Source organism: Rhodococcus sp. IEGM 27, assembly GCF_033142305.1.
Classification (GTDB): domain Bacteria; phylum Actinomycetota; class Actinomycetes; order Mycobacteriales; family Mycobacteriaceae; genus Rhodococcus_F; species Rhodococcus_F oxybenzonivorans.
Map to the genome: position 1 here is coordinate 170675 of NZ_JAWLSG010000009.1, position 16258 is coordinate 186932.

At 64.4% G+C, this 16258-nt stretch carries 14 protein-coding genes and 4 pseudogenes; 13 read left to right on the forward strand and 5 right to left on the reverse strand.

The window, feature by feature from the left end; translation table 11 throughout:
- Positions 1–84: 84 nt before the first annotated feature.
- Positions 85–609, reverse strand: a pseudogene (locus R4P95_RS26500) (flavin reductase family protein); the annotation flags it as partial.
- Positions 610–805: 196 nt separating this feature from the next.
- On the opposite strand from R4P95_RS26500, the gene R4P95_RS26505 reads away from it, so the two are divergent.
- The 8 genes from R4P95_RS26505 (at position 806) to R4P95_RS26540 (ending at position 9546) form a co-directional block, all read left to right on the forward strand.
- Complete coding sequence (locus tag R4P95_RS26505) at positions 806–1681, forward strand: alpha/beta fold hydrolase (RefSeq protein ID WP_317745536.1); 876 nt, start codon at positions 806–808, stop codon at positions 1679–1681.
- Positions 1678–3381, forward strand: a complete 1704-nt coding sequence (locus R4P95_RS26510) for an FAD-binding protein (RefSeq protein ID WP_213575177.1) — start codon at positions 1678–1680, stop codon at positions 3379–3381. Before R4P95_RS26505 ends, R4P95_RS26510 begins: the two co-directional genes overlap by 4 nt.
- Positions 3381–4166 carry a 2-keto-4-pentenoate hydratase gene (locus R4P95_RS26515; RefSeq protein ID WP_317745534.1) on the forward strand — a complete coding sequence of 262 codons (786 nt, stop codon included), beginning with the start codon at positions 3381–3383 and terminating at the stop codon, positions 4164–4166. Before R4P95_RS26510 ends, R4P95_RS26515 begins: the two co-directional genes overlap by 1 nt.
- A gap of 8 nt (positions 4167–4174) precedes the next feature.
- Entirely contained in the window at positions 4175–5080 is a 906-nt protein-coding gene (locus R4P95_RS26520) for an acetaldehyde dehydrogenase (acetylating) (RefSeq protein ID WP_317745725.1), read from the forward strand.
- A gap of 37 nt (positions 5081–5117) precedes the next feature.
- Positions 5118–6176 carry a 4-hydroxy-2-oxovalerate aldolase gene (dmpG, locus tag R4P95_RS26525; protein WP_317745529.1) on the forward strand — a complete coding sequence of 353 codons (1059 nt, stop codon included), beginning with the start codon at positions 5118–5120 and terminating at the stop codon, positions 6174–6176.
- Positions 6177–6216: 40 nt separating this feature from the next.
- Complete coding sequence (locus R4P95_RS26530; protein WP_317745523.1) at positions 6217–7395, forward strand: acyl-CoA dehydrogenase family protein; 1179 nt, start codon at positions 6217–6219, stop codon at positions 7393–7395.
- An 88-nt stretch (positions 7396–7483) separates the two neighbouring features.
- On the forward strand, positions 7484–8395 hold the full coding sequence (bphC, locus tag R4P95_RS26535; protein ID WP_317745518.1) for a biphenyl-2,3-diol 1,2-dioxygenase: 912 nt from the start codon (positions 7484–7486) through the stop codon (positions 8393–8395).
- Positions 8396–8400: 5 nt separating this feature from the next.
- Complete coding sequence (locus R4P95_RS26540; RefSeq protein ID WP_317745514.1) at positions 8401–9546, forward strand: alpha/beta hydrolase family protein; 1146 nt, start codon at positions 8401–8403, stop codon at positions 9544–9546.
- Between the two features lie 197 nt (positions 9547–9743).
- On the opposite strand, the gene R4P95_RS26545 is transcribed toward R4P95_RS26540, so the two are convergent.
- Complete coding sequence (locus R4P95_RS26545) at positions 9744–9971, reverse strand: hypothetical protein (RefSeq protein ID WP_213575166.1); 228 nt, start codon at positions 9969–9971, stop codon at positions 9744–9746.
- Between the two features lie 173 nt (positions 9972–10144).
- Between R4P95_RS26545 and R4P95_RS33685 the strand changes: the two are divergent.
- Positions 10145–10414 (forward strand): annotated as a pseudogene (locus R4P95_RS33685) (hypothetical protein); the annotation flags it as partial.
- A gap of 153 nt (positions 10415–10567) precedes the next feature.
- Here the strand turns inward: R4P95_RS33685 and R4P95_RS26550 are convergent.
- Both R4P95_RS26550 and R4P95_RS26555 read right to left on the reverse strand, forming a co-directional pair.
- Positions 10568–10802: pseudogene (locus tag R4P95_RS26550) on the reverse strand (helix-turn-helix domain-containing protein).
- 172 nt (positions 10803–10974) lie between these two features.
- Positions 10975–12009 carry an NADP-dependent oxidoreductase gene (locus R4P95_RS26555; RefSeq protein ID WP_213575164.1) on the reverse strand — a complete coding sequence of 345 codons (1035 nt, stop codon included), beginning with the start codon at positions 12007–12009 and terminating at the stop codon, positions 10975–10977.
- Between the two features lie 286 nt (positions 12010–12295).
- On the opposite strand from R4P95_RS26555, the gene R4P95_RS26560 reads away from it, so the two are divergent.
- The 3 genes and pseudogenes from R4P95_RS26560 to R4P95_RS26570 form a co-directional block, all read left to right on the forward strand.
- Positions 12296–12778 carry a nuclear transport factor 2 family protein gene (locus R4P95_RS26560; protein WP_213575162.1) on the forward strand — a complete coding sequence of 161 codons (483 nt, stop codon included), beginning with the start codon at positions 12296–12298 and terminating at the stop codon, positions 12776–12778.
- Positions 12775–13236 carry a DUF3237 domain-containing protein gene (locus R4P95_RS26565; RefSeq protein ID WP_159918545.1) on the forward strand — a complete coding sequence of 154 codons (462 nt, stop codon included), beginning with the start codon at positions 12775–12777 and terminating at the stop codon, positions 13234–13236. Before R4P95_RS26560 ends, R4P95_RS26565 begins: the two co-directional genes overlap by 4 nt.
- A 996-nt stretch (positions 13237–14232) precedes the next feature.
- A pseudogene (locus tag R4P95_RS26570) lies at positions 14233–14375 on the forward strand (IS481 family transposase); the annotation flags it as partial.
- Positions 14376–14384: 9 nt separating this feature from the next.
- On the opposite strand, the gene R4P95_RS26575 reads toward R4P95_RS26570, so the two are convergent.
- Positions 14385–15323 (reverse strand): alpha/beta hydrolase, encoded by a 939-nt coding sequence (locus R4P95_RS26575; RefSeq protein ID WP_317745509.1) that lies wholly within the window; start codon positions 15321–15323, stop codon positions 14385–14387.
- A 343-nt stretch (positions 15324–15666) separates the two neighbouring features.
- Between R4P95_RS26575 and R4P95_RS26580 the strand changes: the two genes are divergently transcribed.
- Positions 15667–16230 (forward strand): cupin domain-containing protein, encoded by a 564-nt coding sequence (locus tag R4P95_RS26580; RefSeq protein ID WP_317745503.1) that lies wholly within the window; start codon positions 15667–15669, stop codon positions 16228–16230.
- Positions 16231–16258: the final 28 nt, after the last annotated feature.

Below are 16258 nucleotides of genomic sequence, written 5' to 3' on the forward strand. Positions count from 1 at the left end.
CGCCGGGGGGGGGGGGGGGCGGGGCGGGGGGCGCGGCGCCCGGGGGCCGGGTGCGCGGCCGCCGGCCCCCCCCCCCCCCCCCCCGGGACGGGGTACGGCGCCCAGCCCGAACCCACCCCGGAAGAACACCAACGGGCGCTCGTCGCTGACCGATTCGAGGCCGAGGACCCGCCCGATCACGATGTCGTGGTCACCGGCGGCGTGCACCGACTGCACGTCTGCGTGCACGCGCATCAGTACGCCGGGGAGCGAGGGCGTCGCCCACGGCGACCTCTCCCAGTCGAGTCCGTCGAATTTTTCACCGCGGCTGGAGCCGAAGCGCATGCAGACGTCCGTCTGACTTTCGTGCAGAACATTGACGGTGAAGCGCCCCGACTCCTGGATGCGTGGCCAGGCGCGCCCGCGATGATCGGCGCAGAACAGGATCAGCGGAGGCGCCAGCGACACCGATGCGAACGACTGGCAGGTGAATCCGACCGGACCGTCGGCGTCGAGTCCGGTCACGACCGTGACACCACTCGCGAAATGGCCGAGATTGCGCCGCATTTCGTCGGGGGTGGGTGCGGCGATCTGCGTGTCGAGTTCGGGCCACGTCGGTTCGGTTGGCATCGGACCACCTCCACATCGTTTGCGACACCGACTGATTCGGTGATCGCTTTCGAGGCTAGGGACGCGGCAGGCAGGTCACGAACTGCCGTCTCGATCAGTGGAAGCCCCGGATCGAGGCGTCGCCGGGGCGGTGGACGTCTCGCTGACCGGGATCGCTTCTGTCCGAGCAGTGCACGCGCTGGCAACGTGATCGACCATGACGACTGACTCGAGTTACGAGGGCACCCTGAAGGAGCTGAACACCGACCTCGGCGTGCTTCGCTACCACGACGCCGGCGACGGCCCGCCGCTTCTGCTGCTGCACGGCTCCGGCCCCGGCGTGACGGGGTGGCGCAACTTCCGCGGCAACCTCGACGTCTTCGCCGAGCACTTCCGGACCTTCATTCTGGAGTTCCCCGGCTTCGGGGTCAGTGACGACTTCGGTGGGCACCCGATGCTCACGGCCACCGACGCGGTCCTCCGCTTCCTCGACGGGCTCGGAATCGACGAGGTCGCACTCCTCGGGAACTCGATGGGCGGCATCGTCGCCACTCAGTTCGCCATCGCGCACCCCGACCGGGTCACCAAACTGATCACCATCGGTGGCATCGGCAAGAATCTCTTCAGCCCAGGCCCCGGTGAGGGCATCAAACTCCTCATGGAGTTCACGGACGACCCCACCCGGGAACGGCTGATCGAGTGGCTGCATTCGATGGTGTTCGACCCCGCAATGGTCACCGAGGAACTCATCGAGGAACGCTGGACACAGGCCACCGAACCCGACACCCTCGCCAGCGCCCGCAAGATGTACAGCCGGGCAGCGTTCGAGGCGAACACCCGGGCGGCCCTCGAGTCCGACGCCACGCCCTACTGGGCGCAGCTGCACAAGGTGAAAGCCCCCACCCTCCTCACGTGGGGCCGCGACGACCGGGTGAGCCCCGTGGACATGTCGATCATCCCGATGCGGCTGATCCCGAAGGCGGAACTCCACGTCTTCCCGAACTGCGGGCACTGGGCGATGATCGAGCAGAAGACGGCGTTCGAGAGTGCCGTCCTCGCCTTCCTGCTCCGCAAGGAAGGTGGCGACCGATGAGTGCCGGCTCCCAGACCTTCGATACCACCGTCGATTTCCTCGTGGTCGGCAGCGGGGGCGGCGGAATGGCTGCCGCGATCACCGCCGCGCACCGCGGGCTCGACACCCTCGTGATCGACAAGGGCGCGACGTTCGGTGGGTCGACCGCGATCTCCGGTGGCGGAATCTGGATCCCGAACGCCCCCACCCTGCGCGAGAAGGGCGTCGTCGACTCCCGCGAGTCGATTCGCCGCTACCTCGACATCATCACCGAGGGCCGGGTGTCGGCAGACCGACTCGACGCGTTCGTCGACAAGGGCCCCGAGCTGATGGAACTGCTCGACCGCAGCCCGCACATGAAGCTCTACTGGGTGAAGGGCTACTCCGACTACCACCCCGAGTACGACGGCGGCCGACCCCTCGGGCGGACCATCGAATGCAAGCCCTTCGACACGAGGGCACTGCAGGACGACGAGCGGTACCAGCGGCCGAACAGCATGAAGGGCCCGCTCGGACTGTGGGTGACGTCCAAGGACTACCACGACCTCGCCATGGTGAAGCGCACCTGGAAGGGACGCAAGGCGTCGCTGGTGGCGGCCTGGCGGGTGGCGTCCAACGTGATTCGTCGTCGTCACATGGCGACAGGTGGACGCGCACTGGTGGCCAGGATGCGCATGGTCCTCAAAGATGCCGGGGTTCCGCTGTGGCTGCAGACGTCGATGACGGAACTGATCGTCGACGACAGCGGCGTTGTTTTGGGAGTGGTCGCGAAGCGCGATGGCAATACCGTCCGGATCGGTGCAAAACGCGGGGTACTCCTCGCGACCGGCGGCTTCGAACACAACGAAGACATGCGCGCCGAATACCTGCCCAAGCACGGTGTCGCGAACATCAGCGCCGGAGCCAAGGAGAACACCGGCGACGGAATCCTCGCGGGCCAGAAGCTAGGCGCGGCAGTCGATCTCATGGACGATGCGTGGTGGATGCCGTCGGTGATGCATCCGATGGGCGCCGTGATACCGCTGGTGTCCGAGCGGTGCATTCCGCCGTCCGTGATCGTGAACAGTCGCGGCGAACGCTTCACCAACGAGTCGTCGCCGTATGTGAACTTCGTGCACGATCAGCTCGACGGCGGCCATGTACCCGCCTGGTTCGTGATGGACTCCAAGGCGAAGTCGCGCTACCCGTTCGCGCAGGTTCTTCCGGGTGTGCCTTTCCCCCAGGGCTTTTACGACTCAGGTGTGGTGCACAAAGCCGACACCCTGCGCGACCTCGCGGATCAGATCGGCGTGAAGGCCGACACTCTGGTGGCGACGGTCGACCGGTTCAACGGCTTCGCCCGCACCGGTCGGGACGAGGATTTCGGCCGCGGCGACAGCGCGTACGACCGGTACTACGGCGACCCGACGATGAAGAACCCGTGCCTCGACGAGATCACCCAGGGCCCGTTCTACGCCATCCGCTGCGAGGCCGGCGACCTGGGCACCAAGGGTGGACTCGTCACCGACGCCGACGCTCGGGTACTCCGCGAGGACGGTTCGGTCATCGACGGCTTGTACGCCACCGGCAACACCTCGGCCTCGGTGATGGGCAACGAATACGCCGGTGCGGGCGCGACCATCGGTCCCGCCATGGTGTTCGGCTACATCGCCGCGCAGCACGCCGCCCAGGCCGGTGGCCTGCGGCGAGAGAATCGCTCACACGCGGGCGAGGTGGCCTGATGCTGAGCGAGCGGCAGAGGCTGGATGCGGCCCGATCGCTGAGGGACGCCGAACGGGACCGGGCACCCATCGAACCGCTCACCGCGACCTACCCGGACATCGACGTGGTCGACGCCTATGAGATCGCGCTGATCAACATCCGCGCGCGACTCGAGGCGGGGGAGACGGTGTACGGCCACAAGGTGGGCCTGTCCTCCGAGGTCATGCAGAAGATGATGGGCGTCGACGAGCCCGACTACGGACACCTGCTGTCGAGCATGGTGTACGCCGAGGGAACCCCTATCGACACCGCCCGCTTCTGTTCTCCGCGCATCGAGGTGGAGATCGGCTACGTGCTGGGCGAGACGTTGCCGGGGGAGTGGTGCACCGAGGCGGACGTTCTCGCGGCCACCGAATACATCGTTCCCAGTATCGAACTCATCGACTCGCGTATCACGGACTGGAAGATCGGGCTGGCCGACACGATCGCCGACAATGCGTCGTCGGCGGGAGTGATCCTCGGCGCCGGACGGGTGGAACCGTCGAGGGTGGATATCGGCGCCATCTCGGCCGTGCTCTTCCAGGGTGACGAGGAGATCGCCCGCGGTGAGGCGTCGGCGGTGCTCGGCAACCCGACGAAGGCCGTGGCCTGGCTGGCACGGAAGGTCGCGAGTTTCGGAGTGCGGCTCGAGGCAGGTCACATGATCCTGCCCGGCTCGTGCACCCGGGCGATCGATGCCCGGCCCGGCGACGTGTTCCGCGCCGACTTCAGTGACATCGGTTCCGTATCAGTAGAATTCAAGTAAGGGCGACAATTGTGACCAAGGCTCTCGCCGCGATCGTCGGATCCGGCAACATCGGCACCGACCTCCTGTACAAGCTCCTGCGTTCGGACATCATCGAACCGCGTTGGATGATCGGTGTCGATCCGGACAGTGAGGGACTGAAGCGTGCGGCCGATCGGGGCGTGATCGCCAGCGCCGACGGTGTCGACTGGCTGCTCGCCCAGGACGAGCGCCCCGACATCGTTTTCGAGGCCACGTCCGCCTACGTGCACCGGGTGAACGCCCCGCGCTACCGGGAACTGGGCATCCAGGCGGTCGATCTCACTCCCGCCGCGCTCGGTCCCGCGGTCGTGCCGGCCGTCAACATGGGCGAGCACCGGACTGCGCCCAACGTCAACCTCATCACCTGCGGCGGACAGGCCACCATCCCGATGGTGTACGCCGTCTCCCGGATCACCGAGGTGGCCTACGCCGAGATCGTCGCCAGCGTGGCGTCCCCGTCCGCCGGACCCGGTACCCGCGCCAACATCGACGAATTCACGATCACCACGAGTCGGGGCATCGAGACGATCGGCGGGGCGAAGAAGGGCAAGGCCATCATCATCCTGAATCCGGCCGAGCCGCCGATGTTCATGAAGGACACCGTGTTCTGCGCCATTCCCGCCGACGCCGACCGGGATGCGATCAGCGCGTCGATCCACGACGTCGTGTCGTCCGTGCAGTCCTACGTGCCCGGTTACCGCCTGCGCGCCGAACCGCAGTTCGACGACCCGACACCGATCAGTGGTGGGCTCGCCCGGGTCGGCATCTTCCTCGAGGTCGAGGGCGCCGGCGACTTCCTGCCGCCTTACTCGGGCAACCTCGACATCATGACCGCCGCCGCCACCAAGGTGGGCGAGAGCTTCGCGACGCAGATCCTCGGCGCGAGCGTCTGAACGCGTCCGTTACCACTCACTCTTCGAAGGAATACCGATGCCCTACAGCGCCGATCTCGACATCCGGGTGACGGACTCGTCCCTGCGCGACGGTTCCCATGCCAAGCGGCACCAGTTCACCGTCGACCACGTCCGCTCCATCGTCGGGGCACTCGATGCCGCCGGCGTTCCCGTCATCGAGGTCACTCACGGTGACGGGCTCGGCGGTTCCTCGTTCAACTACGGCTTCAGCCACACCCCGGAGCAGGAGCTGATCAAGGCCGCCGTCGATACGGCGAAGCAGGCGCAGATCGCCTTCCTCATGCTCCCCGGCCTGGGTGTTCAGTCCGACATCCGGGAGGCCGCCGACAACGGTGCGCGCATCTGCCGGATCGCGACCCACTGTACGGAGGCCGACATCTCCGTCCAGCACTTCGGGCTCGCCCGCGACCTCGGGCTCGAAACCGTCGGCTTCCTGATGATGTCGCACAGCCAGCCGCCCGAAGCGCTCGCGAAGCAGGCCCGGATCATGGCCGACGCCGGCTGCCAATGCGTCTACGTGGTGGACTCGGCGGGTGCGCTCATCATGAACGGTGTCAGCGACCGGGTCGCCGCGCTGGTGTCCGAACTGGGGGACGACGCACAGGTCGGCTTCCACGGACACGAGAACCTCGGCCTCGGCGTCGCCAACTCCGTGCTCGCCGTCGAAGCCGGCGCGCTGCAGATCGACGGGTCCACCCGGCGTTTCGGCGCGGGCGCGGGTAACACTCCGGTCGAGGCCTTCGCTGCCGTCACCGAGAAGCTCGGAATCCGCACCGGCATAGACACTCTGAAGATCATCGACGCCGCCGAGGACGTGGTGCGGCCGATCATGGACGACGATTGTCTTCTCGACCGGCTGTCCCTCACGATGGGATACGCGGGCGTCTACTCGAGCTTCCTCAAGCACGCCGATGCGCACGCCCGCCGGTACGGGGTGTCCGGTGCGGAAATCCTCATCGAGGCCGGCCGCCGCAAACTGGTCGGCGGGCAGGAGGACCAGCTGATCGAAATTGCGCTCGGTCTCGCGGACCGGCAGGCCGCGAGCGCCGCTGTTGCCGAGAAGAAGTCCCCCTAGGCGCCTGACCGGGTGCCGAAACCAGAAAGCCGAGATCATCATGGGTCAGGTTCTTGACAGGATCGAACAGTTCGCGGACGAAATCCGCGCGGAAGGCGCCGAGGGCGACAAGCTGATGCGCCTGTCGGACACCTCCGCCAAGCGGTTGCGCGACTCCGGGGTGATGCGGATGCTGCAACCCAAGGAGTACGGCGGCCACGAAGCCCATCCGCGCGAATTCGCGGAGACCGCGATGGGGATCGGTGCCATCGACGGCGCAGCCGGGTGGGTCAGCGGCATCGTCGGCGTCCACCCGTGGGAACTGGCGTTCTTCGACCGCAAGGCCCAGGACGAGGTGTGGGGCGCAGACCCCGACATGTGGATGGCCTCCCCGTACGCGCCGATGGGTGTCGCCGTGCCGACCGAGGGTGGCTATGTCCTCAACGGACGCTGGTCTTTTTCGTCGGGCACCGACCACTGCGGCTGGATCATGATCGGCGCCGCAGTCGGTGATGCCGACGGCAACCGGGTGATGCCGCCGAAGATCCTGCACGTGCTCCTGCCCCGTTCGGACTACGACATCGACCAGGACAGCTGGAACGTCGTGGGCCTGCGCGGCACCGGGTCGAAGGACCTGATCGTGAAGGACGCGTTCATTCCGCAGCACCGGACGTTGCAGGCGGACAAGGTGTTCGACGGGTCCGCGCCGAAGGAGTTCGGACGTACCCAGACGCTCTACAACTTCCCGTTCTCGTGCATCTTCCCGCTCGGGATCACCTCCTCGCTGATCGGCATCGCCGAAGGCGCGCTGGCGTGCCACCTCAACGCGCAGCGCGAACGCGTCACCGTCTCCGGCACCGCCATCAAAGAAGATCCATACGTATTGTTCGCGATCGGCGAGGCGGCCGCGGAGATCGCAGCGTCCCGCGCAGCCATCCTCGAGACGGTCGACCGGTTCTGGGACATGACGGAAAAGGGACAGGACGTCACGTTCGAACTGCGTGCCATCGGCAGACGCACCCAGACAGCGGCCGCCTGGCGTGCGGTCCGCGCAGTCGACGAAATCTTCGCCCGCTCCGGCGGCGGCGCGCTGCAGCTCAGCACGCCGATGCAGCGATTCTGGCGCGACGCCCACGCCGGACTCTCCCACGCCATCCACGTACCGGGGTCCATCTACCACTCTTCCGCACTCACCCAGCTCGGCGGCGAACCGCAGGGTGTGCACCGCTCCATGATCTAGGCGCTCCGCGCCCGTGAGTGGTTAAGGAGTCCAGAGACTCGTCAACCACTCACGGGTGGCGAAGCCTCCCCCAGGAAAGGGATTCTCCATGACAGACATTCGAGGACTCGGTTACCTCCGGATCCAGACGACGGACGTGCCGCGCTGGCGCGAGCTGGTGGTGGACGGGCTGGGCATGGCGGTGGGTTCGGGCCCCGAGCCGGACGGCCTGTACCTGCGACTCGACGAGCGGCGGGCCCGACTGATCGTGCTGCCCGGCGAGAAGGACAAGGCCTTGGCCGTGGGGTGGGAGGTGCGCGACCAGTTCGCCCTGCAACGGGTGCGTGAGCAGGTCGAGAAGTCGGGTGTCGCCGTCGACGTTCTGTCCGAGGACGAGGCACGGTACCGCGACGCCGAGCAGGTCATCGCGTTCGACGACCCGACCGGGACGCGGGTGGAAGTGTTCTTCGGGCCGGTTCTCGACCACAGTCCGGTGGTCACCCCGCACGGCGGCCGGTTCGTCACCGGCGCACAGGGTCTGGGACATGTGGTGCTTCCGACCCCGGCGTTCGAGGAGGCCTACGCGTTCTACACCGAGGTGCTCGGTTTCCTGCCGCGCGGTGCCATCCGCCTCGGGCCGCCCGACGCCCCCGGTCCCGCCCGACGGGTCCGGTTCATGGGAGTTAATCAGCGTCACCACAGTCTCGCCCTGTGCCCGGCACCGCACGGCGGCGAACCCGGGATGGTGCATCTGATGACGGAGGTCGATACCCTCGACGCCGTCGGCCAGGCACTCGACCGGCTCGGCAAGCTCGGATTCTCGATCTCCTCGACGTTGGGTCGCCACACCAATGATCGGATGGTCTCGTTCTACGTGCGGGCTCCCGGCGGCTGGGACCTCGAGTTCGGCACCGAGGGCATGCTCGTCGACGAAAAGTATTACACCGCTGAGGAAATCACCGCAGACAGCTATTGGGGCCACGACTGGTCCGGGTCCGAGCCACTGGCAGCGTTCTCGTGAACTCGGTGCGTACCGGGTTCGGGGCGGTGGCGGCCCTCGTCGTGCTCACCGGCGCTGCGTGCTCGACCGAACCGTCCGAGACGACGACGGAACCGGATCCGCTCCGGGCGGGCCAATTGCTCACGTCCAGTGCGGTGACCGACGCTCCGGCATTGCCCAGCGCCGCCCGCAACGAGCTGATCACCTACACCTCGCAGGACGTGAACGGTGATCCCGTGGTGGTGTCGGGCACCGTCGCATTGCCGCGCACACCGGCACCCGAGGGCGGGTACCCGGTCATCAGCTGGGCGCACGGCACCACCGGTGTGGCCGACGCGTGCGCGCCGTCGGCGGACTTCCCGGGCGGCCCCACCCACGCCTATCTGACCGAGGTCGACGCCTCCCTCGACGACTGGGTCGAGCAGGGTTTCGCCGTGGTCCGCACCGACTACCACGGGCTGGGTACGCCGGGTATTCATCCGTATGTCAACGGTGACACCGAGGTCAACGCCGTCGTCGACATCGTGCGGGCCGCGCGTGAGTTGGATCCGTCGGTCGGCTCCCAGTGGTTCGTCGTCGGGCACAGTCAGGGCGGGCAGGCGGCGCTGTTCACTGCCGCCCAGGCCGGGGAGCGGGCACCGGAACTCGAGCTGAAGGGTGCGGTGGCGATCGCGCCGGGCAGCGGCCTCGACCAGACGCCGCAGTACTTCCGGTCCGGTGTGCCCGGAATCGAAGCGGCGGAGGCGTTCCTACCGCTGATTCTTCTCGGGGCGCAGGCCGCCGACCCCGCGATCGACCCGTCGGCATTGCTGACCGAGCAGGCCCAGCCCCTGCTGGCGGCCGCGCGAACCGGTTGCCTCGACGACATCCGCAAGGTGCCACCGGTACCCGCCGGGCAGGTTTTCCGTCCGGACGCCGATCTTGGACCGCTCACCGAGTACCTGACCCGTCAGGAACCCTCGCAGGTGGACGTCCAGGTTCCGACCCTGATCACACAGAGCTCCGGTGACAGGGTGGTGAGCAAGCCGTCCACCGATCTGATGGTGAAGACGTTGCGGGACAAGGGGAACGACCTCGAGTATGTGACGTACGAGGGTGCGGACCACCGGGCAACCATCGGGGCTTCGCAGGCCGACGCGCAGGATTTCGTCAACGGCATCCTGGACCGCTGAGGATGCCGGGCCTCGACACCACGACCGTCCAGGAAGTGATGACAACCGGCTGGTGATGGCCTGGGGTAGACGGGTGACTATCGACGACCCTGCACCCGACGACCGCGACGCGGAGGAAACCCGTGTCAGGCTGTTTGGCGCTGGTTTCTGCCAGGCGGCCAGTTCTCTACGATGCTGCTGCGTCGGTTTTTACGCTGTCATTGCGGTTCTTGAAACGAAGTCAACTTCGCGAGGCAGTGTTCCCGAAGTTGCTGTCTCATGGTCAGGTCGAGTCTGGAGGCGAGCCGCTTTTCCACCATCCACAGCACGCGTTGGTAGAAAGTTCTGGGGGGTATTCCGAACTCAGTGAAGATGTAATAGTCGCCGCCACCATAGCCGCTCCACCGTAGGGCGAAGTCCAACAACGCATGGTCGTAGGTATCCATTTGGTTCTCCGTGGTGTCGATCTCGGTCGGCGTTAAGCCGAGGATGATGGCGAAAACTCCTAGAACCTTTGCCGGGTGTCCACTCCCAGGGGTAGGAGAACCAGGGGGTGTTCAGCCAGAGATGGGCAGGCCAATCCGGTACTGGATAGTCCGTACGCAACCATCGTGGCCTCACCGCTCGGCTCATCCGACCCGACGGCGTTGTCGCCTGGGTTGGTGCCACCGAAGACCACGACGACTTCGACCGTGCTGCCACCCGATGGTTCGCCACCCCCGGACAGGACAGCGTCGCGATGCATACTCGGCCGCAATGCACGCACGGCTTTTCTGGACGCGAGGTGCACCGGTTGCACAGCGGGGAGCCGTCCTCGCTGCGGCTGCTGATCTCAGCAGACTTACCGCACCGTGAACACTCGTTCCGCCGGGCAGGCTCGAGGCCGTAACACGCGCGGCAGATCCGGCTCTCCTGGCGGCGGGCGACGATGCTACCGATCTGGCCACACCGCGCCCACGCTCGCCGCTCGACCCGTTCCATTCACCGCTCACAGCACCGGCCCTCGGGTGTGCGGCGTTTGAGGAGCTTTACCGGTGCGGCCTCACTTTCGGCCAGGCCTTCGAATCACGCTTCGACGTGGCTCAATACTGATCGAATCAGATTCAGCACCAACCGTTTTACGGATCTGCTGGTTGACGACCTCCGGTTCGATCAGATCGTTCGGCGTCCAGCCGAGGATGTCACAGAGCGGGGACCAGCATATCCATGCTCAGCCGTTGTGGAGGCTGGGTCACCAGCCGATAGACCTGTTCTCGGGGGACCGCGTCATGGTCCATTTGTCGAGTCAAGCCTATGAGGCGCCAGCAAGCGGCAGAACACCATGAAGCCGAGGTAATCGATTGCCGCACTGAGGATTATTCAAGAGGGCCGGTGCGAAGCGGCCCCCGGGGGCGCTCGAGTGCTCAACCGCCAGCCGACTGGTACGCCCAGCCATCTACCGTCGTTCGGTTAGTCGGTGATCACCTTGACCACGACCTTCCCTTTGTTCTCGCCGGCGAGACTGCGGTTGAGAGTATGCCTCGCGTGCTCCAGACCGTCGACCACGGTCTCCGCGGAGCGCAGCGTGCCGGCACTGAGAGCCAGCGACAGCTGTCCAATGATCTCTGCGTACCGATCCACGTGATCAAAAACGATGAACCCTCGCAAAGTTGCCCGCTGCATAAGCAGCTGACTGACATTACGTAGGCCGCGTTGGGCGTTGTCTCCATTATAGTCGTTGTACTCGGAAACCAGCCCGCAGAGCGTGATTCGTGCCCCAATGTTCAGTCGGCCGAAAACGTGGTCCATGATCTCGCCGCCAACATTTTCGAAGTCCACGTCGATACCGTCAGGTGTGGCGTCGTCGAGTTGCTTCTGCCAGTCACCCGCATGTCGGTCAATACAAGCGTCGAACCCCAACTCCTCCACCAGGTATCGACATTTTTCGGCGCCACCTGCGATACCGACCACTCGGGCACCCCGACGCTTTGCGAGCTGACCTGCAATAGAGCCCACTGCCCCGGCCGCGGCGGAGACGAAAAACGTCTCTCCCGGTCGAGGATCACCGAACTCAACGCCGAGGTACGCCGATATTCCGGTGTGGCCCATGACTCCGACGAACGCGGGGAGGGGGGCCGGTAGCGGATCGGGTAGGACTGTGAATGACATGTCTTCAGTCGCTGCATCAGCTACGCAATAGTCCTGCCAGCCCGTCAATCCCACAACAAACGAGCCGACAGGAAGATCGTCACGTCGGCTGGCGACGACCCGTCCCACACCGGCCCCGCGCATGACGGCGTTCAATTCGACCGGGGGGATATAGGAACGCATCGCACTCATCCACACACGATTTGTGGGGTCGACCGACAAGTAGTGCGTTCGGATCAGCGCTTGCCCATCACGGATATCGGCAACCGGCTCTTCCAACCATTCTAAATTTTCGGCAGTTACTTCCCCCTCCGGACGACTTCGCAATCGGTAGAGCCGGTTGGTCAAAGTACTCATCACATCTCCTTAAGGGGCGCATAAATGCCAAAGCGGAATGCCTCTCGAGCCCGCCGGAATACGGCTTCGCGGGCACTCTGTTCAGTCGCTCATTGAGCCGACCATCCTGAGATTAGACTCACAGTTGATGATAGTCAACACACCGTCCACAGTGCGGTGGGGACTCGGCGCGCTTGTCGGCGAATACTGTCGACACACTGTTGACTATCACCGACAGGACGGGCATTCTTTGAGGCTACGGCGGCTGGCACATCAGTCGTCGCCAGAGCCCACCAAGGAGGCGACTGTGAGTACACAAGCGGAGAATCGCAAGGTAGTTGATGGTTTTTGGGGCGACCTCGATAGCGGGCCGCCGACCGGAAAAGAGCTGGAGGCTTGGAAAGACTGGTTCGCGGAAGATGCTGTTTGGGAGATGCCGTTCGCCCCTGAGCCCCTCGCGAAATCGGTCCCCGGCCGCCACCTCATCGGCCACTTCATCGACTGGTTCTTCAAGTCCGTGCCCGACCTGAAGATCGACTCGCTGGTTGTGCACGACACGACAGATCCCGAGCTGTTTGTGCTCGAGCTACACGGAAAGGCGACCGTGACGCAGAACGGAAACGTGTACGCGAACACGTACTGCACACACATGCGAATCAGAGGCGGCAAGGTGGCCTTGATTCGCGAGTACTTCGATCCAAATATCGTCGAACAAGCCTTCGGCGTCGAAGTCATTGCGGAGGGTATGTCCCAGGTGATGGCAGCCGCAGGCCTGGAGGTAAGCAAGTGAAGCTCATCCCGGAATTTTCGTACACCGCAGAACTCGCTGCGCCGCAGGTCGTCGGTCCTGGGCCGTACGGCGTGCGGCAGGTCCTCCCCGTTACCGGCGGCACGGTTACGGGCGATCGACTGAGCGGTACAGCAGCCATCGGCGGCGGTGACTGGCTCCTGGCTGGAGATGACGGATTCGGGCGGCTGGATGTGCGCGCTCAGTTCAATACCGACGACGGTGCCGTCATCTACATGAGTTACCAGGGCCTGGTTGAGGTGACCGAAGCCGCTGCAGCCGCCTTGACCGGCGGGGACTCGAGCACGAACTTTGGTGACCACTACTTTGTCACCACTCCACGCCTCGAGTGCGGGGACGCTAGGTACGGCTGGGTCAACCAGACTATCTTCGTGGGACAAGGGCGAATTACACCCGGACCCGTCATCGAGTTTCAGGTCTTTCGCGTAGGCCTGCAGTAGGAGGAACCGGGACTGCAGCCGGCGGGCCGCACATCACATGTAAGTGTGAGGTGCGGCCCGCCGCTTTCGCGCGAAGTTGGAAGGCGTGGCATTGACCGCCAAGCAAGCCACGCAGCCTCTTAGCGAATCCGAGCCGCTGTGATGAGTGATGACGGCGTAGCTAGTCGTTGCGGGTCATGACGTTGTATTGGACGTCGACGGACTTGACTTGGCAGAAGCTGGCCAAGGAACTCGCGTCCGCCGATGGCTGTCTCGGCGTGCTCTCGCCGGTGCTCGGGAAGCGGGCGCTGTACGAGCGTTCCGGCCATCTGAGCAAATTCAGTCAGGACATGTTCCTGCCATGCAATGGGCGACGACGAGCTGATGCTACGGCCAGCGAACTGTTCTCATCATGCGTTGATCTACACATCGACTCAACTGCGGGCAGCACTGCGTGCGCAGGAGGCTTGGGGCTTCCCGTCGATTACGTCCGACTGTCGACGAGAGACAGCTCCTCGACATGGCTCGGCACCGACGCCCAGTAGGAGCATGCCCAGGAGAACCTTCGCACCGCCGGGCGGTCTGTCCTTGACGAGTATGGACTGAAATTGGTCGAAGCCCCGGGTGAGGCTGCGTCTTACGCCCCGCCTCCCGTCCTGGACATTCTCGAGCTGATGAATGTCGCCAATCTCAACCGCCGAATAGCCCTCGACTGGTCGATCTGAAGGGGCGCATAGTCGCTCGGCGGTGCCGGGCGTTCGATCGCGAGACGGCAGCCCAGCCACCTCTGCGTCAAAGCTGACGCCGAATCACTCGCTGTGCCGGATCTGAGCGGGATGCTTTTGCGCGTCAGCAACTTACGCACTACAGACGCGAGTCCCGTCAGGGACCCACAGCAATGCCCCGTTGTCCCCAGAAGGTCGACGCCGACTCGTCGAACGCTGCCGCACGCACCCAATTACCCACGTCGCCGCCGAAAGGGCATCTCCCGCACCCGTCACCAGTCCGGCCCTACACCCACGACACAACGGCAGGGTCGAGCGCTACAACCGGATTCTCCCCGAGGGTTCCTCCACGCCCGCGACTGGATCAACGAAACCCAACGATCAGAGGCCGTCGTCGTACGGCACGTCCACTACGACTACCGTCGACCCCACACTCCAGATCGCCTATCGCAGCAAGCTAGACAATCCTTCCGCGAAGCCAGTAATAGCACGCTGTCCGTCATCCACCACGCCGGCTAGTAGAAAGAAGCTGTGGGGCATGCCCGCATACTCGCGCTGGACGACTGCAACGCCCGAAGCATGCAATTTAGACGCATATCGACTGGCATCATCTGAGACTGGGTCGATCTCTGCGTTGACGATGAGCGCAGGCGGGGCGCTGTTCAGATTCTTACTGAACAACGGCGAGACTTCCGGCGACTCCCGAAGCCGCACGTCGGGCACGTACTGATCGATACACCATTCGAGTGCGGCACGCGAAAGAAGAGGCGCCGACCCGTATCGGTTCACAGAGTCACTACTCGAGGTCAGATCTAGCACTGGGCACAGAAGTCCCTGCGCCTTGACCGACGCACCGTCTGTACGTGCGCCGAGAGTCGCTGCGGTCGCCGCAGCGAGCATCCCCCCAGAGGAGTCTCCAGCAACCGCCAGCGCCTCGCCGTCAATTCTCAGCTCATCAGAACGATCGGCCACCCAGCAAAACGACTCGATCGCATCTGCGTGAGCGCTCGGATAGGTGTTTTCGGGCGCAAGGCGATACGCCACCGAGATCACGCGGAGAGCGCCCTGGACGCTCAACTCGCGACACAGTCGGTCATGAGACTCCAGGCTGCCCCTGACGAAACCGCCACCGTGGAAGTACACGACACCCGGCACTGCTGCGGTTGCGCCTTTGGGAGAGTAACTCCGGGCCTTCACTACCCTCCCGGGAAGGGGAAGCTCTAAGTCCCTCACATCGCAATGTGGATTGAGATCACCCGCCAAGCCGATCAACTTTTCGCCGACCGCCCTGTACGCGGCTATGGATACCTCCCACGGCTGCACCGGCGGATTCGTTGATAGGGACGCCAGCAACTCGAGTACCTGAGGGTGCAGATTACTCATGAATGTCCTGCATGGATGTTCGTCGCGGCACCTACGCGCTCTCGTAGCGGACTCACCAGTCGCCTCCTGTCACAGCTGCTGTCAGATGCGTACGACCCTCGACTAGTCGGGTCACACGTCGGTGTAACAACTCTGCACTTAGCGTTGTCGTTCGTCAACATAGTGTCGAGTAATGCGTACCGGAGTCCTTTCAGCGCTGGCCCACCCCGCTATCGCCGCTCTGAGCTGCCAGTTCTCCATTAACCGACATAGTGTTGACTCCTATCGACTGTGAGTCTAATCTCAAAAACGTCCGAGCCGTGACGTCACTCATCACCACGGCAAGCAACGAAAAGGGGCCCTCATGGTCACGAAGTCCGATGTCGACCAGATTCAGCCGACGACAAACCGAGACGGAGACAGCTACGTCTCCCACCGCAGCGATGTGCATTTCAACATGACCGGCGACTTCATGACCGGTGTAGATTTCTGGATTCATGCGACCGGTGAAACCACCAATGGCCAGCTGATCATCATCGAGACCAACTGGGTTCGCGGAACCGAGCCGGTCTGGCACATCCATCACCGCGAAGAGGAAGGCTTCTTCGTGATGGACGGTGAAATCAAGATCCACACCGAAGACGGGTCCTACAATGCCGCCGCGGGTCAATTCGTCTGGGGGCGAAAGGATCAGCGGCATACCTACGAGGTAGTCGGAGAAGAGGCGAGAATTCTCGTGATCTTCGTTCCGGGTCCCGACAGCAGCGGATTCGAACCCGGCGGCGGCATCGACAAGTACTTCTACGAAGCGCGCGATCGCGAATTGCGCACTCCGGAGGAGCTAGCCGCAGAGGTGGAGAATCTCAAAACGAACTATGGCTTGGAGATGTTCCCCGAGTTGCCGCACCCGCGGGACGCCAAAGCTTAAGCGGCCCAAAACATCAACTCGCCTCTAC